The sequence below is a fragment of the Kribbella pittospori genome (assembly GCF_004331465.1).
Lineage (GTDB): Bacteria > Actinomycetota > Actinomycetes > Propionibacteriales > Kribbellaceae > Kribbella > Kribbella pittospori.
The window spans coordinates 1-22060 of sequence record NZ_SJKB01000033.1; the positions used below are offsets into that span (position 1 = coordinate 1).

Annotated in this window: 21 protein-coding genes; 17 read left to right on the forward strand and 4 right to left on the reverse strand. The window is 68.5% G+C overall.

The window, feature by feature from the left end; translation table 11 throughout:
- The first annotated feature begins 318 nt into the window (after window positions 1–318).
- From E0H73_RS46365 to E0H73_RS43910, 6 genes are all read left to right on the forward strand, one after another.
- A complete protein-coding gene (locus E0H73_RS46365) occupies window positions 319–462 on the forward strand; it encodes a hypothetical protein (protein ID WP_165556148.1) in 144 nt (47 codons plus the stop codon).
- Between the two features lie 142 nt (window positions 463–604).
- Window positions 605–1921, forward strand: coding sequence for a LacI family DNA-binding transcriptional regulator (locus tag E0H73_RS43890; RefSeq protein WP_131366996.1), 1317 nt, complete (start codon window positions 605–607; stop codon window positions 1919–1921).
- Window positions 1918–2841 carry a carbohydrate ABC transporter permease gene (locus tag E0H73_RS43895; RefSeq protein ID WP_131366998.1) on the forward strand — a complete coding sequence of 308 codons (924 nt, stop codon included), beginning with the start codon at window positions 1918–1920 and terminating at the stop codon, window positions 2839–2841. Before E0H73_RS43890 ends, E0H73_RS43895 begins: the two co-directional genes overlap by 4 nt.
- Complete coding sequence (locus E0H73_RS43900) at window positions 2838–3671, forward strand: carbohydrate ABC transporter permease (protein WP_131367001.1); 834 nt, start codon at window positions 2838–2840, stop codon at window positions 3669–3671. The genes E0H73_RS43895 and E0H73_RS43900 overlap by 4 nt, the downstream gene beginning before the upstream one ends.
- A gap of 8 nt (window positions 3672–3679) precedes the next feature.
- Window positions 3680–4957, forward strand: a complete 1278-nt coding sequence (locus E0H73_RS43905; protein WP_131367003.1) for an ABC transporter substrate-binding protein — start codon at window positions 3680–3682, stop codon at window positions 4955–4957.
- On the forward strand, window positions 4957–6090 hold the full coding sequence (locus tag E0H73_RS43910; protein ID WP_131367005.1) for an ADP-ribosylglycohydrolase family protein: 1134 nt from the start codon (window positions 4957–4959) through the stop codon (window positions 6088–6090). Before E0H73_RS43905 ends, E0H73_RS43910 begins: the two co-directional genes overlap by 1 nt.
- Window positions 6091–6093: 3 nt before the next feature.
- Here the strand turns inward: E0H73_RS43910 and E0H73_RS43915 are convergent, their stop codons facing one another.
- On the reverse strand, window positions 6094–6918 hold the full coding sequence (locus E0H73_RS43915; protein WP_131367007.1) for a galactose-binding domain-containing protein: 825 nt from the start codon (window positions 6916–6918) through the stop codon (window positions 6094–6096).
- Window positions 6919–6930: 12 nt separating this feature from the next.
- The gene (locus tag E0H73_RS43920; RefSeq protein ID WP_131367008.1) at window positions 6931–8493 is read right to left on the reverse strand and encodes an alkaline phosphatase D family protein; all 1563 of its coding nucleotides are present in this window, start codon (window positions 8491–8493) and stop codon (window positions 6931–6933) included.
- A gap of 80 nt (window positions 8494–8573) precedes the next feature.
- On the opposite strand from E0H73_RS43920, the gene E0H73_RS43925 reads away from it, so the two are divergent.
- From E0H73_RS43925 to E0H73_RS43970, 10 genes are read left to right on the forward strand one after another with little or no spacing between them, the layout of a single operon-like run.
- A complete protein-coding gene (locus E0H73_RS43925) occupies window positions 8574–9872 on the forward strand; it encodes an ADP-ribosylglycohydrolase family protein (protein WP_131367010.1) in 1299 nt (432 codons plus the stop codon).
- Window positions 9862–10785 (forward strand): ribokinase, encoded by a 924-nt coding sequence (locus E0H73_RS43930; RefSeq protein ID WP_131367012.1) that lies wholly within the window; start codon window positions 9862–9864, stop codon window positions 10783–10785. The genes E0H73_RS43925 and E0H73_RS43930 overlap by 11 nt, the downstream gene beginning before the upstream one ends.
- Complete coding sequence (locus tag E0H73_RS43935) at window positions 10782–12770, forward strand: SUMF1/EgtB/PvdO family nonheme iron enzyme (RefSeq protein WP_131367014.1); 1989 nt, start codon at window positions 10782–10784, stop codon at window positions 12768–12770. Before E0H73_RS43930 ends, E0H73_RS43935 begins: the two co-directional genes overlap by 4 nt.
- The gene (locus E0H73_RS43940) at window positions 12767–13954 is read left to right on the forward strand and encodes a CaiB/BaiF CoA transferase family protein (protein ID WP_131367016.1); all 1188 of its coding nucleotides are present in this window, start codon (window positions 12767–12769) and stop codon (window positions 13952–13954) included. The genes E0H73_RS43935 and E0H73_RS43940 overlap by 4 nt, the downstream gene beginning before the upstream one ends.
- Window positions 13955–13978: 24 nt before the next feature.
- On the forward strand, window positions 13979–14806 hold the full coding sequence (locus E0H73_RS43945) for an HpcH/HpaI aldolase/citrate lyase family protein (RefSeq protein WP_131367018.1): 828 nt from the start codon (window positions 13979–13981) through the stop codon (window positions 14804–14806).
- A 9-nt stretch (window positions 14807–14815) separates the two neighbouring features.
- A complete protein-coding gene (locus E0H73_RS43950) occupies window positions 14816–16411 on the forward strand; it encodes a phytoene desaturase family protein (protein ID WP_131367020.1) in 1596 nt (531 codons plus the stop codon).
- Window position 16412: 1 nt separating this feature from the next.
- A complete protein-coding gene (locus E0H73_RS43955) occupies window positions 16413–16820 on the forward strand; it encodes a TIGR03668 family PPOX class F420-dependent oxidoreductase (RefSeq protein ID WP_131367022.1) in 408 nt (135 codons plus the stop codon).
- 28 nt (window positions 16821–16848) lie between these two features.
- Complete coding sequence (locus E0H73_RS43960; protein WP_131367024.1) at window positions 16849–18084, forward strand: RNA polymerase sigma factor; 1236 nt, start codon at window positions 16849–16851, stop codon at window positions 18082–18084.
- A gap of 46 nt (window positions 18085–18130) precedes the next feature.
- Window positions 18131–19438: an acyl-CoA dehydrogenase family protein gene (locus E0H73_RS43965; RefSeq protein ID WP_131367026.1), complete on the forward strand. Its 1308-nt coding sequence runs from the start codon at window positions 18131–18133 to the stop codon at window positions 19436–19438.
- Window positions 19438–20643 (forward strand): acyl-CoA dehydrogenase family protein, encoded by a 1206-nt coding sequence (locus E0H73_RS43970; protein ID WP_131367028.1) that lies wholly within the window; start codon window positions 19438–19440, stop codon window positions 20641–20643. Before E0H73_RS43965 ends, E0H73_RS43970 begins: the two co-directional genes overlap by 1 nt.
- 40 nt (window positions 20644–20683) lie before the next feature.
- Here E0H73_RS43970 and E0H73_RS43975 read toward each other — a convergent pair whose 3' ends face one another.
- Together E0H73_RS43975 and E0H73_RS43980 are read right to left on the reverse strand one after the other, a co-directional pair.
- Window positions 20684–21043: a tyrosine-type recombinase/integrase gene (locus E0H73_RS43975; protein WP_238164666.1), complete on the reverse strand. Its 360-nt coding sequence runs from the start codon at window positions 21041–21043 to the stop codon at window positions 20684–20686.
- A 39-nt stretch (window positions 21044–21082) separates the two neighbouring features.
- A complete protein-coding gene (locus E0H73_RS43980) occupies window positions 21083–21427 on the reverse strand; it encodes a hypothetical protein (RefSeq protein WP_131367031.1) in 345 nt (114 codons plus the stop codon).
- Between the two features lie 298 nt (window positions 21428–21725).
- Here E0H73_RS43980 and E0H73_RS46370 point away from each other — a divergent pair, with 298 nt between their 5' ends.
- Window positions 21726–21878 (forward strand): hypothetical protein, encoded by a 153-nt coding sequence (locus tag E0H73_RS46370; protein ID WP_165556149.1) that lies wholly within the window; start codon window positions 21726–21728, stop codon window positions 21876–21878.
- Window positions 21879–22060 lie beyond the last annotated feature (182 nt).

Genomic DNA, 22060 nt, shown 5'->3' on the forward strand with positions numbered 1-22060 from the left:
CACCGGCTGAACACCCGCCCACGACAGACCCTGGGATGGAAGACTCCAGCCCAAGCCCTCGACGAGGCGCTGCGTGCAACAACTGGTTGAAACCGCCCGCCGTGCCGTACGGATCTGGTGCACAAAGTCGAACCAGGGTTGGGTCACGGTCCGGCCTCGGCGCCGCGTGGTTGCGGTGGGCAAGTGATCGGATGCCCTCGGCTACCAGTCGGGCCCGCAGCCCTGGATCTTAACGGTTTCTGCTCTTCCCTTGCCGAGCCGGCGGTGTTTACAGTCACGGCTGGGGGTGGTGGACTCGGCGTACGAGTGAGGATGATCATGAACTGGAGCAGGCCGATCGGAGTCATCGCGCTGGCCGTGATGGCACTTGTGGGTACGACGGTGACACAGGCCCAGGCGGCCGGTCCGGGGAACGAGTGGTTCGCGCCGTCCACTCCTGCCGCGTCGGCGGCCCGTAGCTAGCCGAGTACCTGACCACCGGCCACCTGAGTACCTGAGCTGGCCGAGTACCTGAGCCGCGGCTGCCTGACTACTTGACCGAGGGCTTTCGGCGACCTAGTGTCGGGCTTGTAAACGATTACAAGAACGATTACAGGAGGCGGGCGTGAGCCGTCCGACGATCGCTGCGGTGGCCCAGGCGGCCGGCGTCTCGGTGGCGTCGGTGTCGCGCGTGCTGAACGGTCTGCCGGCCACCGAGGAGATGGCCGAGCGGGTGCAGCGTGCCGTCGAGCAGTTGGGGTATGTGCCTGACTCCCGCGCGCGGTCGCTGAAGGTGGGGCGGACGTTCCAGCTGACCCTGGCGGTCGCGGACGTCGGCAACCCGGTCTATGTGACGATGATGCGCGCGGTCGAGGAGGTTGTGTCCGCGGCCGGGTATCGGTTGGTGGTGACCACGACCGGGGCTGATGTCGTGGACGAGGTCGCGCTGGTGCGGGGGATGGCGCGCGGGTACGCCGATGGGCTGTTGATCAGCCCGATCCGGGTCGACGAGGACCTGGTCAAGTCGATCCGCGAGTGCGAGGTCCCGGTGGTCGTCGCCGGTAACGTCCCCGCCAAGGCCGGGGTCGACACGGTACGGGCGAATTCCCCCAAAGGCATGCTGCTCGCCGTCGACCACCTGGTCGCCCGAGGCCGCCGCCGCATCGCCTTCCTGAACGGCCCAGCCGACACGGTCCCCGGCACAGCCCGAGCCAAGGGCTTCGCAGACGCTCTCCGCAAGCATGATCTCGAGCCCGTTGCTGTAGCAGAAGCCACGGACTTCACCTTCGCCGCCGGCCGCGCCGCCGCCCCCGACCTGTTGGCCGCCGCCGGGCTGGCTTCCAGCCAGTCCCAGCGGCGGCGCGGTGTTGCCAGCCCGACTCCCACCCCCTTCCGTCCGGAGGGCGGCACCGGCGCGTTGGACGGCACCGTCGTTGCGGGTCTGGAGTCAACCGACGCGGGTGGGCCGGAGGGTGGTGCCGCGGGGCTGGGTCGCACTGGTGTTGCGGGTCTGGAGTCAACCGACTCGCGCGGTCCGGACGGTGGCGGTGCGACGGCATCAACGTCCATCACCTCCCGTCCTGAGGGCGGCGGTGGGGGTGTTGGCGGGGTGGGGTCGGCGGGCTCCGGCGACGTGCGGGGGAGGGTCTCAGCGGCTCCGTTTGATGCGGTGATTGCGGCTAATGATCTGCTTGCGGTGGGGCTTATGCATGAGTTGGCGGCGGCGGGCTTGCGGGTGCCGGGGGACGTGGCCGTGGTGGGGATGGACGACAGTGAGCTGGCGGAGCAGTCGTTTCCGCCGTTGACGAGTGTGAATCTGGGGTCGGCGGAGCGGGGGCGGCGAGCGGCTGAGTTGCTGTTGGCAAGGATCGAGGACAACGACCGGAGGCCGCGGCGGATCGTCGTACAGCCGTCGTTGAGTGTGCGGAGGTCCACCCCATGACCGCGACCGTGACCGCGCCGGCGCCGACTCCGGTGCGCAAGACCGGGAAGCCGAAGCAGAACCGGGAGGCGATCTTCCTGTTCCTGCCGGCGCTGCTGCCGGTGTTGCTGCTCAGCGTCTACCCGCTGATCCGCGGCATCGCGCTCGGCTTCACCGACGCGCGCGCCGGGCTGAACGTCGACACGAGTTTCATCGGCTTCGAGAACTTCTCCAAGCTGCTGCACAACGGCCTGTTCTGGGACTCGTTCCGGATCGGAATCATCTGGACCTTGTCGGTGACGATCCTCCAGTTCGTCGCCGCACTCGGCCTCGCGCTGCTGCTGAACACGACCATCCGATTCCGCGGCGTGGCCCGCACCATCGCGCTGATTCCCTGGGCGATGCCACCGGTGGTGGTCGCGATCATGTGGCGCCTGTTGCTGCACCCGACCAATGGCCCGGTCAACGAGATCCTGCAGAAGCTGCACCTGACCGACCACCCGATCAACTTCCTCGGCGACTTCAGTACGGCGCTGCCGGCCGTGATCGTGGTCGGGATCTGGGTCGGCATGCCGATGACGACGATCACATTGCTTGCCGGCCTCCAAGGCATCGACCGGTCGCTGTACGAGGCGGCCGCGGTCGACGGCGCGAGCGCATGGAGCCAGTTCTGGAACATCACGCTGCCGCAGCTGCGCACCGTGATCGTCGCGATCACCAGCCTGGACATGATCTGGAACTTCAACTCGTTCGGCCTGGTCTACGTGCTGACCGCCGGCGGTCCGGGCGGCAAGACCATGCTGCCGATGCTGTTCGCCTACAACGAGGCGTTCCGGTACGGGAACTTCGGGATGGCCGCGGCGATGGGTGACGTGATGGTGGTCATCATCATCGTGTTCCTCGCCTTCTACCTGCGGAACCGGCTGAGGAGCGAGGCATGAGAACACGTCCGGCCGCCCGGTTTCTGCAGTACGTCGCTGTCGTCTGCTACCTGGTGTTCCTCGGCTTCCCGCTGTTGTGGCTGATCTCGAGCTCGCTGAAGTCGCCGCGCGAGTTCGCCAGCATCACGCCGAGCCTGCTGCCCGAGCACCTCGACTTCTCCAACTACAGCGACGCGATGAACGAGCAAGGCCTGGTCCGGGGCCTCGGCAACAGCCTGCAGATCTCGATCGCCACCACGATCCTGGTGCTGATCGTGTCGCTGCCGGTGGCGTACGCGCTGGCCCGGTTCCGCACCCGGCTGCGGCCGGTGACGAACGGCTGGATCCTGGTCAGCCAGGTGTTCCCGGTGATCCTGATCGTGATCCCGCTGTTCATGATCCTGCGGCCGCTGCACCTGACCAACACGATCCCGGGCGTGGTGATCGTCTACATGGTCTGGTCGCTGCCGTTCGCGTTGTGGATGCTGCAGGGGTACGTCGCCGCCGTACCGCGCGAGCTCGAGGAAGCGGCCTCGGTCGACGGGGCGTCCAGGTTGCGGACGATCGTGTCGATCGTGATGCCGCTGCTGCGGCCCGGGTTGATCGCGACCGCGATGTTCACGTTCATCTCGGCGTGGAACGAGTTCTTCTTCGCTCTGGTCCTGCTGCAGGACCCGGAGCTCAAGACACTGCCGCTGGTCCTCGCGCGCTTCGTCGGCGCCGAAGGTCAGGTCCAGTTCGGCCCACTGGCAGCAGCGTCCGTGCTCGCCACGGTCCCCAGTCTCATCTTTTTCGCCTTCCTCCAACGCCGGCTGACTTCCGGTTTGTTGAGCGGCGCAGTCAAGGGTTAGGAGATGCAATGAAGAAGGTCATGACCGCGTTGCTCGCGGCGGGTGCTCTGGTGGCGCTCGCGGCCTGTGGGAGCAACAGCGACGACGGCGGATCTGGGTCGTCCAACGAGAAAGTGACGCTGAAGTTCCAGAGTCTCGCCTTCCAGAAGACGACCGTCGCTGCGACCAAGAAGATCGTCGCGGACTGGAACGCCGCGAACCCGAACATCCAGGTCGAGTACGTCCAGGGCAGCTGGGACTCGGTGCACGACCAGTTGGTCACCCAGTTCCAGGGCGGGACCGCGCCGGACATCATCCACGACGAATCCGCCGACATCACCGGTTTCGCGAACCAGGGGTTCCTGGCCGACCTGTCGCCGTACCTGAGCCAGGAGACCAAGGACGCCGTACCGCAGGGGGTCTGGGACACCGTCTCCAGCGACGGCAAGACGTTCGCCGCGCCGACGCTGCTCCAGTCGTACGTCGTGTTCGGCAACGCCGCGCTGCTCAAGCAGGCCGGGATCACCGCGACCGGTGACTCGCTCAGCTGGGACGACCTGGCCGCCGACGCGAAGAAGCTGACGGCAGGCGGCAAGTACGGCCTGGGCTGGGGCCTGAAGAGCCCGACCGCGACCGTGCTGAACCTCGGCATGAACTTCGACGCGCAGTTCTTCGAGGGCTCCGGCCGGGACGCCAAGGCGAAGATCGGCGACCCCGAGCTCGAGGTCCCGAAGCGGATCAACGCGATGGCCTACACGGACAAGTCGATCGACCCGACCTCGCTGACCCAGAGCGGTTCCGATGTGCTGCCGGGCTTCTTCGCCGGCAAGTACGCGATGGTTGTCGCGGGCAACTACACCGCCCAGCAGATGGTCGAGCAGGCGCCGAAGGGCTTCCAGTGGGAGGTGCTGCCGCCGCTGAAGGGCACCAGCACCAAGCAGGCCGCGAACCCGCAGACGCTGTCGGCGCCGGCCGAGGGCAAGCACATCGAGCAGTCGGCGAAGTTCATCGACTACTTCATGAAGGCCGAGAACCTGGCCGCGGTCGGTCAGGGTGACTGGCTGATCCCGACCACGCAGGCGGCCCGGGACGCGATCCTGAAGACGACCGGCGGCAAGGACGGCTGGCAGCAGACGCTGGCCAGTGGCGCCGAGCTGACCAAGGCGCCGTTCCAGAGCGTGGAGAACTACCCGAAGTGGAAGGACCAGATCGCGACGCCGGCGCTGCAGGAGTTCCTGGCGAACAAGACCGACCTGGCGACGCTGGGCAAGAAACTGAATGACGGATGGGGTCAGGTCAACCAGTGATGTCCTTGCTGGAACAGAAATCTACGGGTGCCCTCGTCGGCTCCGCGGTCGGTGACGCGATCGGTGGAGCCGTCGAGGGATGGACCCCGGAGGCGATCCGGGAGCGGCACGGCGGCTGGGTGACCGGCATCGTCGGTCCGTGGTACGACGAATGGCGGACCGCCCGTCCGATCGCGCCGTACCACAAGGGCGACGGGCACATCACCGACGACACCTTGATGACGCACGCGCTGGTCGAGGTGTACGACGAACGCCGGACGCACCTGGACGCGTACGCGATCGCCGAGTCGCTGGTGCCGAAGATGCTGACGGGGACGCGCTGGGTGCCTGAGCTGGAGGCCGACGCGTTGCTGCTCCAGCGGGTCTTCCTGGCCGAGAAGTGGCTGGTCGCCCGGTTGCACTACGGCCACGTGGATCCGCGCGAGGCCGGCGTCGGCAACATCGTCAACTGCGGTGCGGCGATGTACATGGCGCCGGTCGGGATCGCCAACGCAGGTGATCCCGAGGGGGCGTACGCAGAGGCGATCGATCTCGCGGGTGCGCACCAGTCGAGCTACGGGCGGGAGGCGGCCGGCGTGTTCGCGGCCGCCGTCGCCGCGGCGATGACACCCGGCGCGACGGCCGCGTCGGCGGTGGAAGCGGCGATGGCGCTGGCTAAGGACGGCACTCGAGGGGCCGTCGAGGCAGTGGCTGCGGCCGCGGACGGCCTGACGGACTGGGAGCAGGCGATTCCCGTTCTGCGTAAGGCGATCGAGCCCTTTGACACGGTCGGTCCGGACTACCGCGACCAGTCTCTGGACGCCCGGCGGCCGAGCCGGACGAAGGCGATCGAGGAGTTGCCGGTGGCCCTCGGCTTCGTGCTCGTCTCCGAGGGAGATGTACGCCGGGCAGTCCTCGGCGGCACGAACTACGGCCGGGACGCGGACTCGATCGCGTCGATGGCCGGTGCGATCACGGGTGCACTCAGCGGACTGAGCGGCGTACCGGCGGACTGGGCGGCGGACATCGCCGCGGCGAGCAAGATCGACCTCGAGCAGCCGGGCCGGGTGATGGCCGCGGTGGCGGCGGACATCCGTGCGGCCGACGCCGAGCGGTGGGCCCGGCGGTCGGCTGCATTGGATGCCCTGGTCTGAATGTCAGTTGCCGTAGGCCTCGAGTTCGATGATCCGGGAGTAGCCGTGGTCGTTGGAGTCGTGGATGACGAGTTGGACGGCGTCGACCGCCACCGGGGCGAAGGTCACGGTGAGAAGACCCTGCACGTTGTCGCGGAACTCGCCGACGGTCGTCCAGGTGCTGCCGGTGCGGACCTGGACGTCGAAGTCGCGGATCCCCATCACAGCCGCCGGGTACTTGGCCGAGTCGAGGGTCTGTACGACGATGCGGCTGACCGTGGTCGGCTGGACGAAGTCGACGCCGTACGTGTCGGGGAAGACTCCCTTGGTGGCGTCGTGCCAGCCGCTGGCGCCCCACTGCGCGGAGTCGGTGTTGCCGTCGACTCCGCCACACAGCTTCATGTCGCCGTTGGTGGAGGACGCGACGGCCTGCTCACCGAGCAGCAGGTTGTCGCGCGCGGGGACGGGCTTGATCGTGACGGGCACGGACAGGTGTTCGCGGCCGACACTGAGGTCAACGTTGTGCGTCGCCGGAGCCGTGCCGCGCGGCACTGTGATCTCGAGCGGAGCCTTCACCAGTTGGTCGACGGGCAGATAGCTCGAGAACTGGTGCCGGGACAGTGTCAACGAGGAATCGCCGGTGATGCGCATGTCGGCGACGGTGGGCTTGCGGCCGGTGTTGGTCATACCAAGGGTCAGCTTGCCGGACGGGAAGCAGGGCAGCGGGACGACCTCGACCGGCTGCGGGGTGGCGCTGATCTCGACCTGGTTGTTGCTGCTGGCAACTGCGACGGTCGGGACCAGGAGGGCGAGCGGGACGGCGAGCAGAGCGGTGCGTGCGCGTTTCATATGCGGATCCGTTCAGACCAGGTGGGTTCCGGGACGGCCGTCCTCGACGACCAGGGTGGCGCGGGTGGACGCCGTACCACCGGGGGTGACGACCCGGTCGACGACGCGGTACTCCGACGTCCACTGGGAGCTGTCGAGGCGGCAGCTGAGGTAGCCGCGCTGGACGCTCTGGAACTTCACGTGCGGATTCTCGGCGAGCAGCGCCTTGCCGGTGGCGTCCGAGTCGACACCGTCCTTGCCGGACGAGATCGACGTGGTGACGAACTCGGTGCCGACGGCCGGCGTCGACGGGTCGGCGAAGTTGACCCGCAGGTCGGACGCGACGGCGCGGTGCAGGTCACCGGTGAGTACGACGAAGTTGCGCACGTGGCGATCGCGGACGCCGGACAGCACCCGGTCGCGCGAGCCGACGTACCCGTTCCAGGTGTCCATCGGGAGCTCGAGGTCGGGTCCGGTCTTGCGGTCGAGTTGGGCCATCGCGACCTGCTGGGCGACGACGTTCCAGCGGCTGCTGGAGCGGTGCAGGGTGTCGAGCAGCCAGCGTTCCTGCGCGTCGCCGGTGATGGTGCGGGCCGGGTCCTGCGACACCTCATCGGGCGGCAGCCAGCCGCCGGTGCTGGTCTGGTCGTCGCGGAACTGCCGCGTGTCGAGCACGCTGAGGCCGGCGGTGCGGCCGTAGCGGAGGTGCCGGTGCAGCCGGATCGACGGACCGTCGGGGGACTGGTCCAGGCGCAACGGCATGTGTTCCCAGTACGCCCGGAAGCCGTTGGCCCGACGTACGACGAAGTCGTCGTACGGGATGCCGTCCTCGGAGATGTACCCCGCCCAGTTCCCCTCGACCTCGTGGTCGTCGAGCGTGACGATCCACGGCGCGGCAGCGTGCGCGGCCTGCAGGTCGGGGTCGGTCTTGTGCAGCGCGTACCGCGCCCGGTACTCGTCCAGCGTGAAGATCTCGCCGGCGAAGTCGACCGGGACCGGCTGGTTGCGAACGCCGGCCGTCGGCCCGACGCCGACCTCGTAGATGTAGTCGCCGAGGAACAGCACGACGTCGTGGTCCCGGCGTACGACGTCCTGGTACGCCGTGTAGAAGCCGTCGTAGTAGGCCTGGCAGGACGCGACCGCGATCGACACCGCGGGCTGGTCGGCCGGCGCCGGCGCGGTCCGGGTGCGGCCGACCGGGCTGACCTGACCGTTCGCGCGGAAGCGGTAGAAGTAGTGCCGCCACGAGCGCAGACCGCGGACGTCGACGTGCACGGTGTGGGCGTACTCCGGGCGAGCGTGGGCCGTGCCCCGGCGTACGACGCGGCTGAAGTGCTCGTCCTCGGAGACCTCCCACTCGACGTTCACCGTGCGGTCGTCCATCCCACCGAACGGCTCGAGCGGACCGGGCGCGAGGCGGGTCCAGATGACCACGGCGTCGGGCAGCGGATCACCCGAGGCGACGCCGAGAGTGAACAGCGGGCGTTTGTCGGTGCGGTGCGGTATTCCTACTGCATCAAGTCCAGGGAGGGTGCCGGTGAGGGCAAGAGCGGCGGCGGCGCCGGTCGCGGAGAGAAAGCTGCGGCGGGTGGGCATGGGACGGAGTATCTGTCCGCGGTGACACAACGTTCCAGGCACACGTTTCGCGTGATGCAACAGGGGAAGGAAGAAGCCCGATGAGACTGACCTGGGTGCAGCCGGAGGATCTGCTGCCGCACCAACTGGTCCAATCGCGATCCGAGGGTGTCGACGTCGCCGACGTCGAATCGCGCTGGCTAGCAGCCGGCGGTACGACGGACGCGCCGGCGTCGGGTGCATCGGATGAGCCAGCCCCTCCTGAACTGCGGACGCTCGCGCGGGAACTGCTCGCGGAGCTGGACGCACGCGCGGAGGAGTGGCACGAGCCGGCGATCCCCGACCTGCCGTCGCTGGGGCAACCGGTCGACCTCGAGAAGCGGACTCTGAACGCCTGGCTCGGACGAGCCGCCGGGAACCTGCTCGGCAAACCGGTCGAGAAGATCCCGCGCGAGGGCATCCGGGAGATCTTGCAGTCGTCGGGTCAGTGGCCGTTGTCGCAGTACATCACTGCGGTCGGCGTACCGGACGAGGTGCAGAAGCGGTGGCCGTGGAACAAGCGGTCGAAGCCGACCAGCCTGCGCGAGGTCATCGACGGGATGCCGGAGGACGACGACCTCAACTTCGCCATCCTGGCGCTGCAACTGCTGGAGCGGCACGGCTCCGGGCTGACCACTGAGGACGTGGCGCAGGCGTGGCTGAACGACCTTCCGGCCGGTCGGGTGTTCACCGCCGAGCGTGTTGCTTACCGCAACCTTCTGGAAGGTGTGGAGCCGTCCAGAGCAGCCTTGGTCGGCAATCCGTTCCGGGAGTGGATCGGTGCTCAGATCCGGACCGACGCGTACGGCTGGGCCCATCCGGGCGACCGCACCGCGGCCGCCCGAGTCGCGCTGGTCGATGCCCGCCTGAGTCACACCGGCGCAGGTGTCGACGGCGCACTCTGGGTCGCGGCAATGTCCGCCGCCGCTCTGGTGATGGACTCGCCGAGTGAAGTGGCCCTCGCCGGACTCGACGTGATAGCTGCGGACGGGGCGATCGCGCGAGCAGTCCGCTTCGGGCTGGATCTCGCGGAGCGTCCGTTGGACGACGCGCTCGACGCCCTGCATGCGGAGTACGGCGACCTGCACTGGGTGCACGCGGTGAACAACAGCGCGCTGACGGCGTACGCGCTGACCGCTCCGGATTTCGCCACCGCGATCGGCCACTCGGTGATGGGCGGGTGGGACACCGACTCGGCCGGGGCGACGGTGGGTGCTGTGTTTGGTGCTGTGCGTGGGGTTCCGGCAGAGTGGTCCACACCACTGGACAACCGGGTGGCCACGAGCCTGCCGGGGATGAACCAGGTCGCGATCGGCGAGCTGGCACTGAGGACTGTGGAGGTGGCCCGGGGTGGAGTCTGAGGTTGTCCCAGAAGTTGTCCCTGAAGTTGTCGTCGTAGGCAGCGCGAACGTGGATCTGGTGCTGCCGGTCCAGCGGATCCCGCGCCCCGGCGAGACTGTGCTTGCGGGGGTGATGACCCGCGGTCCGGGCGGCAAGGGCGCCAACCAGGCTGTCGCGTCCGCGCGGGCGGGTGCACGGACGGCGATGGTCGCTTCGCTCGGTGACGACGACGGTGGTGCACTGATGCGCGACGCCCTCGGCAGCTCGGGCGTCGACCTCTCGCTGGTCTCGGCGACCTCCGCCCCGACCGGTACGGCGATCATCACGGTTGACGAGAGTGGTGAGAACTCGATCGTGGTCGCCCCCGGTGCGAACGGCGAGCTGACGTTGTCCGAGGCCGCGGCCGCTGCGGTCCGGGCAGCGAAGGTCGTTCTGGCCCAGCTGGAGATCCCGTTTCCGACCGTCCAGGACGCGGCGGCGGCGAGCTCTTACTTCATCCTGAACGCGGCGCCGGCGGCCGAGCTCCCGGACGAGTTGCTCGCCGAGGTCGACCTGCTGGTGGTCAACGAGACCGAGGCCGAGGCGATCGCCGGCACGGACCGGTCCGCGCTGCTGAAGAAGGTGCCGGCCGCCGTCGTCACGCTCGGTGCCGCTGGCGCGGTGATTCTGACTCGCGGCGACGACGAGATCGCGGTTCCCGGCCTGCCGGTCGACGTGGTCGACACCACGGCTGCGGGGGACACATTCTGTGGCGTGCTGGCGGCAGCATTGTCTGCCGTGTCAGATACCGACGCGATCACGTCGAGCGACCTGACGAATGCGGTCCGACGCGCTACGGTGGCAGCGTCATTGAGTGTTCAGGCGGCGGGGGCGATTCCCTCGGTGCCTCACGGGGATGCAATCGACGCGCGCTACGCGGAGGTATACCTGTGAATCCGCTCGAGCCGCGGCCCATCGATCTACCCGCCCGGGTGGATCTGGGGCTTCGGGCCGACCTGTCGTTCCTCGACGACGCCAAGATCCTCGGCGCCCCGGAGGACCCGGCCGACCTGCCGCGGTGGCGCGCCAAGCTGGCCGAGTGGCTGATCGGTGCCTACGACCGGACGCCGTACGACGGCTCCCACTACGAGGTCCCCGGTCGCGAGTGGACCCAGACGGCGTACTCGGTGGCGCTGGTCTGGCTCTGGGACGACCAGTTGTACGACGTCGAGACCGGCAGGTTCACGCCGGAGAAGTTCGTCCAGCACGGTGTCGCCGACTTCGGTGGGTACGACGCGGTCGTGCTCTGGCACGCCTATCCGGTGATCGGGATCGACTCGCGCAACCAGTTCGACTTCTACCGGGACGCGCCCGGTCTTCGGCAGCTGATCGACGACCTGCACCGGCTCGGGCTGAAGGTGTTCTTCGACTACAACCCGTGGGACGTCGGCACCCGCCGCGCGGCCCGTTCGGACGCCGAGGAGTTCGCGGCGCTGGTCACGGAGTACGACGTCGACGGCGTCTTCCTGGACACGTTGAAGGAAGGCGACCCGGCCTTCACTCGCGCGCTGCGCAAGGCGAATCCGGCGATCGCACTCGAGGGCGAGTCACGGTTGCCGATGGCAAGGATCGGCGACCACGCGCTGTCCTGGGCGCAGTGGTTCGCCGACACTCACGCGCCCGGCATCCTGCGTGCGCACCTGTTCGAGCGCCGGCACATGATGCACCACACCCGCCGGTGGAACCGCGACCACAGTGACGAGTTGCAGTCCGCGTGGATCAACGGCGTCGGCATGCTGGTCTGGGAGTCCGTGTTCTCCGCGTGGGTCGGCTGGAACGCGCGCGACCGCGCCACGCTGCGGCGGATGGTCGCGGCGCAGCGGGCGTTCGCGCCGGTGCTGCTGAACGGCGACTGGATCCAGTTGACCCCGGAGATCCCGGACAAGGCGCGCACGCACGGCGTCTACGGTTCGCGGTTCGACCTGGCCGACATCACCTTCTGGACGCTGATCAACCGCGACGAGGAGGACTTCGACGGCATCGTGCTGCGCTCGGAGGACCAGGTCGGCGACTGGTACGACGTGACCTCCGGCGTGCCGATCACCTCGGACGACGACGGTGTCCACCTGGTCGTGCCGGGTCGTGGCGTCGCCGGGATCATCCGGGTGGGCGCGACCGCCGGCTCGTCCTGCCGGACGACCGCTCGCAAGCTGGGCACGATGCCGCGTCCGCATCTGAAGGACTCCGCGTTCCCGATGGCGCCGGCCCGCCGGCTTCCCGTTCCCGAGGTTTCCGGTGCCGCGTCGCTCGGCCCGGTGGTCGACGTACCGGCGGGGGAGCAGGTGCTGAAGGTGCGGCACCGGCGACGCGAGACCGGGTTGTACGACCAAGCGCCGTACGTGGAGGAGTGGAAGCCGCTGCCGCCACGCCTGCACGACATGCGGACGGAGACGCGCGAGGTTTCGCTCACCGGTGTGTCGGTGGCGATCACCGAGGTGACCAACGCGCAGTACGCCGAGTTCCTCGCCACGACCAGGTATCGGCCGCTGGTGCCGAACCGTTTCCTCGCGCACTGGGTCGACGGCGCGCCGGCTCCGGGGACCGAGGACCAGCCGGTGACGTACGTCGACCTGCCGGACGCGCGGGCGTATGCGGCCTGGCGTGGTGGGCGGTTGCCGACCGAGGACGAGTGGCAGGTCGCCGCCGGGCTGGACGGGTTCACCCGCGCCGAGCCCCTGGTGTGGAACCTGACCGAGAGCGAGCACCGGGACGGACGCAGCCGGTTCTGCATCCTCAAGGGCGGTTCGCACTATGCGGCCGAGGGCTCCGACTGGTACGCCGACGGCGGTCCGCAGGAGCCGGACGTGAGCTTCAAGTTGGTGCTGACCGGTGGTGGTCTCGATCGCTCCGAGACCATCGGATTCAGGTGTGCGGGATGAGAGCAGCGCCACTTGACGGCGTGAAGGTGCTCGAGGCGGCGACGCTGTTCGCGGGACCGCTCGCAGCGACGTTCCTGGGTGACTTCGGGGCCGACGTCACCAAGATCGAGCACCCGGCGCGGCCCGATGCCGCCCGGACGCACGGCGCGTCGAAGGATGGCGTCGGACTGTGGTTCAAGACTCTGGGGCGGAACAAGCGGATCGCGACACTCGACCTGTCCCGCGGTCGTGACGTCTTCCTCGACCTGGTGCGCACGCAGGACGTCCTGGTCGAGAACTTCCGGCCGGGCACGCTGGAGCGGTGGGGACTCGGTCCCGACGTGTTGCTGGCGGCGAATCCGCGGCTGGTCATCGCCAGGGTGACTGCGTTCGGCCAGGTCGGGCCGTGGTCCAACCGGCCCGGGTTCGGGTCGCTGGCCGAGGCGATGAGCGGGTTCGCGGCCGTCACGGGTGAGCCGGACGGGCCGCCGACGCTGCCGCCGTTCGGGCTGGCGGACGGCATCACCGCTCTGGCCACGGCGTACGCCGTGATGGTCGCGCTGCGCGAGCGGGATCGGTCCGGGGCCGGTCAGGTGATCGACATGGCGATCATCGAGCCGATCCTGATGATGCTCGGTGGCGGGATCACGGCGTACCAGCAGACCGGGTACGTCCAGCCGCGGCTTGGGAACCGGTCGTCGAACAACGCTCCGCGCAATGTGTACAAGACCGCGGACGGACGCTGGGTTGCCGTGTCGACCAGCTCGCAGAGCATCGCCGAGCGGGTGGTGACGCTGGTCGGTCGTGCGGACCTCGTGGCGCAGCCGTGGTTCGCCACCGGGCGCGAGCGGGCGCAGCACGCCGACGAACTGGACGACGCCGTCGGGTCGTGGATCGCCGAGCGGCCGCTGGACGAGGTGATGGCGGAGTTCGAGAAGGCCGAGGCCGCCGTCGGTCCGGTGCACGACATCCGCGGCATCATGACCGACCCGCAGTACGCCGCGCTGAACACGATCGTCGCCGTGGACGACGACGAACTCGGCGGACCGGTGCAGATGCAGAACGTGCTGTTCCGGCTGTCCGAATCGCCGGGATCGATCCGCTGGGCAGGCCGGCCGCACGGCGCGAACACCGACGAGGTGCTCGCCGAGATCGGGGTCAGTCCGGAGCAACTCGCTGCGCTGCGCGCGGCCGGCGTGGTTTGACGCTGATGCCTGAGGGGGCTTGACGTGCTGACGGCACTGTACGTACCGGCCAACCGGCCGGATCGGTTCGCGAAGGCTGTTGCCGCAGGCCCCGATCTGGTCGTGTTCGACCTGGAGGACGCGGTCCCGGTCGACGACAAGGTGGACGCGCGCGGCTGGGCAGTCGCCTGGATCGCAGCGAACGCGGCCGGTTCGGTGGAGGTCAGGGTGAACGCGCCGGGTTCGCCGTGGATCGAGGACGACCTGGCCGCGGTGGCCGCCCTGCCGGTGATCCGGATCCGGGTGCCGAAGGTGGAGAGCGCGGGCGACGTCCACTCGATCCTGGAACAGGTGCCGACGGCAAGGATCACCGCGCTGATCGAGTCGCCGCTGGGTCTGGAGCGCGCGTTCGAGATCGCGTCCGCGGATCCGCGGGTGGTGGCGATCGCGCTCGGCGAGGCTGATCTGTCGAGTGCATTGGGTGTGGACGGATCGGCCGGATTGGCGTGGGCGCGCGGGCGGCTGGTGTCGGCGTCGCGGGCGGCCGGACTGGGCGCTCCGATGATGTCGGTGTATCCCCGGGTGAACGACCTCGACGGCTTGCGGCAGACCAGTCTGGAGGGCCGTGCCCTCGGATTCGTCGGACGTACGGCGATCCATCCGCGGCAGTTGGCCACGATCGTCGAGTCCTTCACGCCGACCGCCGTACAGCTCGCCGAAGCGGAGGCTTTGCTGGCCGCAGTCGACAAGGCTGGGGTCTCCGACGGCGGCGTCATCGTCCTTCCGGACGGCCGGATGGTCGATCCCGCCATGGTGGGGCGCGCCCGCGAGCTCAGCACCCTGATGCGGGAGATCGAGTCCAGGTCAAGTTAGGCTCGACCTATGCTGCCGCGCAGTGTTGATGCCGTGGTGATCGGCTCGGGGCCGAACGGCCTGGTGAGCGCGATCGCCCTTGCCGACGCGGGCTGGGACGTCCTGGTGCTGGAGGCCGCCGAAACCTTCGGGGGTGCGGTCCGGTCGACCGAGGACGACGGTTGGATCAGTGATCGTTTCAGTTCGAACTATCCGTTGGGCGTGGCGTCACCGGTCATGCGCGCACTGGAGTTGGAGAAGTTCGGCCTGAAGTGGGCGCACGCGCCGCTTCCGCTGGTGCATCTGCTCGATGCCGAGGAAGGCACCTCGGTCGCGATCCACCCCGATCCCGAGGACACCGCGAAGTCGATCGGCTCCGACCACCCGGGCGACGGCGAAGCCTGGCTTCGGCTCTACCAGCAGTACGTCGCGATCCGCGAGCCGCTGCTGAAGTCACTGCTCACCTCGTGGCCTCCGGTCGTGCCTGGCATCAAGCTGGCGCGCAAGCTCGGGTCGGCGGGGGAGTTGCTGCGGTTCGCGCGGTTCATGGCGATGCCGATGCACCGGATGGGCAAGGAACTGTTCGCCGGCCCGCGCGGAGCGGCGTTGCTGGCGGGCAACGCGCTGCACGCCGATTCGCCGCTGTCCGGCAGCGTCAGCGGCACGATGGGCTGGCTGCTCGCGATGTTGGCGCAGGACGTCGGCTATCCGGTGGCCACTGGCGGATCGAGCGCATTCTCGGGTGCTCTGGTGCGCCGTGCCGAGCGCGCGGGCGCTTTGCTCATCTCGGGTACGCCGGTCTCCGCGATCGACGTGTCATCCGGCCGAGTGACCGGCGTACGGACCGCGTCCGGGGAGACCGTCGCGGTGAGCCGGGCGGTGATCGCGGACACGTCTGCCCCGGTGCTCTACAACAACTTGTTGCCTGGTGCAACGATTCCGGCGGGGCTCCGGCGGGATCTGGACGAGCGGTTCGAGTGGGATTACCCGACGGTGAAGCTGAACTTCCGGCTGAGCGGGCCGATCCCGTGGAGGTCGGCCGAGGCACGGTCCGCCGGGGTGGTCCATCTCGGAGGTATGGCGGACGAGCTCGTGCACCTGTCCGCGGACCTCGACACCGGCCGGGTGCCGTCGCAGCCGTTCCTGCTGATCGGGCAGTCCACGAAGTCGGATCCGTCCCGGTCGCCGGACGGGACCGAGGCGGTCTGGGCGTACTCGCACCTGCCGCGCGGGATCGCGGACGACGAGTCCGCCGGCAAGCTGGCCGGCCGGATGGAACGCGCGATCGAACGCTTCGCACCGGGGTTCGGTGAGCTGATCATCTCGCGCGATCTGCAACGGCCGAGTGCCCTCGAGTCCGGCAACGCGGCCCTCGGCCTCGGCGCTGTCGGCGGCGGCACCATGCAGCTCCACCAGCAACTCGTGTTCCGCCCGACCATCGGTCTGGGCAGTCCGCGCACGTTCGTCGCCGGTCTCTACCTGGGCAGCTCCGCCATCCACCCCGGTGGCGGCGTCCACGGAGCCTGCGGCCACCTCGCCGCGCGCACCGCCCTCCGCGACGCCTCGATCATCGGGCCGCTCACCCGCACCCTCCCGACCGCAACCCTCCGCCACCTCCAGCGTTGACGTGAGACTCGACGAATCCACCTGCAGAGCCCGTGTGGCGGCGGCGCGGGTGGGGCGGTTGGCGACGACCGGCGGTGACCAGCGGCCGCACGTCGTACCGGTGACCTATGCGGTGCGCGGGGACGAGTTGTTCATCGGGATCGATCAGAAGCCGAAGACGACGACCGATCTGAAGCGGTTGCGGAACATCGCGGAGAACGACCGCGTGGCGGTCCTGGTCGACCAGTACGACGAGGACTGGACGCATCTGTGGTGGGTGCGCGTCGACGGCGTCGCGCGGGTGGTGGAGGCTCGGTCTGCCGCGCTGGAGTTGCTGGCGGCGAAGTATCCGCAGTACGAGGCGGATCCGCCGCGTGGACCGGTGATCGGGATCCGGGTCGACCGATGGTCCGGGTGGTCGTACTCCTGACGCGTAGGGTGCTGGGAGGGAGGTGCGGATGGCACAAGTGGAGGGGTTGCTGCGTGAGCTCGCGCCGCAGGTGCTGGGTTTTCTGGCCCGGCGGCACGGGCAGTTCGATCTGTGTGAGGACGCCGTCCAGGAGGCGTTGCTCGCGGCCGCGACGCAATGGCCGGCGGACGGCGTACCGGCGAACCCGCGCGGCTGGCTGATCACGGTCGCGACTCGGCGGCTGACCGACCAGTTCCGCAGCGAGGCTGCGCGCCGACGCCGTGAGGACAGCGTCGCGTCGATGGCCGGGCCGGAAGAGTTGGTTGCCCCCGGCGCCGATGTCGACTCGGCGCCGGACGAGGACGACACGTTGACGCTGCTGTTCCTGTGCTGCCATCCGGCCGTCACGCCGGCGTCGCAGGTCGCGCTCACGCTGCGTGCGGTCGGCGGTCTGACCACGGGCGAGATCGCCCGGGCGTTCATGGTGCCCGAGGCAACGATGGCCCCGCGGATCAGCCGGGCGAAGAAGAGCATCAAGGCGGCCGGCAGCAGGTTCGAGATGCCGCCGGAGGAGGAGCGCGCGGACCGGCTGCGGGTCGTCCTGCAGGTGCTGTACCTGATTTTCAACGAGGGTTACACCGCCAGTTCCGGCGAGGAACTGCAGCGGCTCGACCTGACCTCCGAGGCGATCCGGCTGACCCGGATGCTGCGTTCGGCCTTGCCCGACGACGGTGAGGCTGCGGGCCTGCTGGCGTTGATGCTGCTGACGGACTCCCGCCGTACGGCGCGGACGACCGCCGATGGCGGCCTGATCCCGATCGACGAGCAGGACCGCACGCTCTGGGATCGCGAGCAGATCGAGGAAGGAACCACGCTGATCCTGGCCACACTGGCCGAGAGCGCGGTCGGTCCGTATCAGGTGCAGGCCGCGATCGCCGCGGTGCATTCCGAGGCGCCGAGCGCCGACAAGACCGACTGGAACCAGATTCTCTCGCTGTATGTACTGCTGGAGCGGCTCACGCCGAACCCGATGGTCACGCTCAACCGCGCGGTCGCGCTCGCGCAGGTGGAGGGTCCGCAGGCCGGTCTCGACCTGCTCACCACGCTCGACGGCAACAAGAACATCACCGAGACCCACCGCCTGGACGCCGTACGGGCGCATCTGTACGAGCGGGCGGGGGAGCCGGCCAAGGCGCACGAGCATTACCTGGCCGCGGCCCGGCGTACGACCAGCCTGCCGGAGCAGCGGTACCTCCAGGCGAAGGCGGCGGCGATCTCCGTGTGACTGCGGTCACGTGACCCGGGTTGTAACTTCGGTTTACAGTGGCGGTATGAGCCTTGAGGAGCGGACACGCGCGCGCCGGGACGCCATCGGTGTCGGGGTTGCGCTGCTGAACCGGCTCGCTCGCTGGCGGACGATCGATCGGTTCGGGCTGCGGAAGCAGACCGAGCGGGTGGTGTTCGAGGCGACCAAGACCGGGTTCCGGACGGCCGGAGCGCTGTCGCGGAGTTTCTCAGCGGCGTCGAAGCTCGGCAAGCCGTCCCGGTTGCCGGCGGCGCGGGGGACCGGGCGGTTCGACCTGACGCCGACCGAGGACCAGCAGATGGTGGTCGAGGTCGTGAAGGAGTTCGCCGCCGAGGTGCTGCGCCCGGCGGCTTCAGCGGCGGACACCGCGTGTACGACGGATCCGAAGGTGCTGTCGTCATCGGCCGAGCTCGGGCTGAGTCTGATCGAGGTGCCGGAGGAGCTCGGTGGCATCGTCACCGAGCGGTCCGCAATGACCGGCGTACTGGTTGCCGAGGCGATGGCGCACGGAGACATGGGGCAGGCGGTCGCGTGCCTCGCGCCGGCGGCGGTGAGTACGGCGATCTCGCTGTGGGGTGACGAGACGCAGCAGGCGACGTACCTTCCTGCGTTCACCGGGCCGTCGGTCCCGGCGGCGGCGTTGGCGATCTTGGAGCCACGGGCGTTGTTCGATCCGTTCGACTTGCGGACCACGGCTGTTGGCGAGCGGTTGAACGGCGTGAAGTCTCTGGTGCCGCGTGGTGCGGAGGCTGAGTTGTTCGTGATCGCCGCTCAGTTGGAGGGCCAGGGGCCGGGGCTCTTCCTGGTCGAGTCCGATCATCCTGGCGTGACGATCGAGGCCGAGCCGTCGATGGGGTTGCGGGCGGCGTCGCTCAGCCGGGTGATCCTCGAGGATGTGCCGGCGGTGCAGCTGGGCACGCTCGACGACTACGCCGAGTGCGTGCGGTTGTCGCGGCTGGGGTGGTGTGCGTTGTCCGTGGGTACGGCGAAGGCGGTGCTGGACTACGTCACGCCGTACGTGAACGAGCGGACCGCGTTCGGTGAGCCGATCAGCCATCGGCAGTCGGTGGCGTTCATGGTCGCGAACATCGGGATCGAGCTGGAGGGCATGCGGCTCGTCACGTATCGGGCCGGATCGCGTGCGGAACAAGGGCTTCCGTTCGCCCGGGAGGTCGCGCTGGCGCGGCGGTTGTGCACTGACAAGGGCATGCAGATCGGGACGGACGGGGTGCAGTTGCTCGGCGGGCACGGGTACGTGAAGGAGCATCCGGTCGAGCGCTGGTACCGCGACCTGCGGGCGATCGGCGTGATGGAAGGTGCGGTACTGGTCTGATGATCAACCTCGAGACACCCCGGAAGTTCCGCGCCTTCGTGAACCAGGCGCACCAGGTCGCCGCGGAGATGCTGCGGCCCAACTCGCGGCGGTACGACCTGGCCGAGCACGAGTACCCGGTCGAGCTGGACATGCTCGCGGCGCTGGTCGACGGATTAGGTGCCTCGGGCACCAGTTCCGGAGCGGGTGCGGCCGGCGTACGACGTACTGCCGCCGGTGAAGGTGTTGTGAACGGGGCGAACCTGTCGTCGGTGCTGTCGATCATGGAGATGTGCTGGGGCGATGTCGGACTGCTGCTGTCGATGCCGCGGCAGGGGCTCGGGAACTCAGCGATCGCATCGGTTGCCTCAGACGAGCAGTTGCGGCGGTTCGACGGCGTGTGGGCCGGGATGGCGATCACCGAACCGGGGTGTGGGTCGGACTCGGCGAACATCCAGACGACGGCGCGCCGTGACGGTGACGACTACATCATCGACGGCGAGAAGATCTTCGTCACCGCTGGCGGTCGCTGTGACGCGGTGGTGGTGTGGGCGACGCTGGACAAGTCGCTGGGCCGGGCCGCGATCAAGTCGTTCGTCGTACCGAAGGACACGCCAGGTATGACGGTCGAACGGCTCGACCACAAGCTCGGCATCCGCGCCTCCGACACCGCCACCCTCCGCTTCGACAACTGCCGTGTGCCCGCCGCCAACCTGCTCGGCTCACCCGAGATCGACGCCGACAAAGGCTTTGCGGGCGTTATGCAGACCTTCGACAACACGCGTCCGTTGGTCGCGTCCATGGCCGTCGGGTGCGCCCGGGCGTCGCTCGAACTCACGCGTGAACTGCTGGCGGACGCTGGGGTCGAGGTCGACTACGACCGCTCCGTCCACCTCCAGCCCGCGGCCGCGGCGACGTACCTCCAACTCGAATCCGACTGGGAAGCCGCCTACCTCCTCACCCTGCAAGCCGCCTGGATGGCCGACAACGGCCAACCCAACTCCCTCCAGGCCTCCATGGCCAAAGCCAAAGCCGGCCGCAGCGCCAACGACATCACCCTGCGCTGCATAGAACTCACCAGCACCCTCGGCTACTCAGAACACGAACTCCTCGAAAAATGGGCCCGAGACTCGAAAATCCTCGACATCTTCGAAGGCACCCAACAAATCCAGCAACTCATCGTCGCGCGGAGACTCTTGGGGAAGAGCTCGGCCGAACTCAAATAGCCTTGTAGACAAGAGCTTCCTGCGTGCTGGGATTGGCCACTCAGAGCAGATCGGGACCTCTGTCGATGTTCTCGATATCCGGGCTCTGATCGGCCCTGCTCCGTGACTGCTCCGTCAGCCGCAGAGCAAGTCGCTCGAGTCGCCGGTCGACTGCCTGCCAGGCTCGGTCGTAGGACGACGGCAGCATGTGCGTGTACATCTGCAGTGTGAACCCGGGGTCGTGATGGCCCAGATACTTAGACAGTTCCTTGATGTTGACCCCGTCCGCGAGGGTGATGCTCGCGAAGTAGTGGCGCAGTGCGTGCAGACCGGTCGTACGGTCGGTCTTGAAGCGCCGACGACCGCGGTTGTCTTTAGTGGGGGTGGGATGATCCCGGCCGCTGCGAGCGCCGGCTTCCACACCATCTCGTCGTACAGGCGCGGCCGGAGCGGCTTGCCATCAGATCAAACGAAGATCAGCGCGTGGTCCTGGACCTCGCCGTCGAGCCGCTCCCACGGAAGCGAGATCGTGGTCGTGCCACCGCGGCCAGATCTCGTCCAACCGCACCTTGCCTGCGTCCGGATCGAGATAGTCTCCCCGATCCCGGTCGGTCTCCATCGCCGAGGCGTAGCGGGTCGCCTGGACCTTCGTCTCGAAAGCTTTCGACCGTTCCTCACCATGCAGGTCGGTCCAGACCCCGAGCCACCTCTTCCCCCGCCCCCACCTCTTCTCGTTCCGCACCCGATCCACAGACCCATCGGCCTGCTTGACCGCCTTCGTCCACTGATCCTTCGCGAACGCCACCTGCAATCTCCCTGCTCGTTGAGCCGCCAACCGTGCTCAACGCTTGGGCAGAGAAGACTTTCGATCAGCTGGCCTGTTGCCAACCCGGACAGCCTTCGTTCAAGTCGACCGCTCCAACCGCACAACCGCCTCGAACCCCGAACCCGCTAGTTCGGAGGCGAAGTGGGCGTACGCGACGAACAGCCCAAGCTCGACCGCCAGGAGTCCTCTGCGTGCGGCCAGAGCAGTCTGTCGCTGTCACGGCAATCCTTCGACTCGCGCGGCGGCCTGGTCGTGCGGCACCCGAATGTCCAAGTGAATGCGGTCTGGCCGGGAGTGGCGCATCGAGCTGTTCGAAGCAGACGACGGGCTTGCGCCGCTCTGGATCGTTCAGATCGTCATCGCGGTCGACGTATGCGAGCGCGGCGCTGTGACACCTGGTCCTGGTGACGAGGAAGCGGCGATGGGGTAAGGATCAGCGGCAAGCGAGAGCATGCAGCTGGTGCGGGTCCGCGGGGTTTAGGTACCGGTAGCTCTGTGGAGGCTGGAATGGGGCCTCCCTGCGGAGTGATCTGCACCTTGTTGCCACGCGGGCAGCCCGGGTCAGTGATGGATGGAGTGAGCACTGTCAATGGCAGGTGAGCAGTCGCGGGC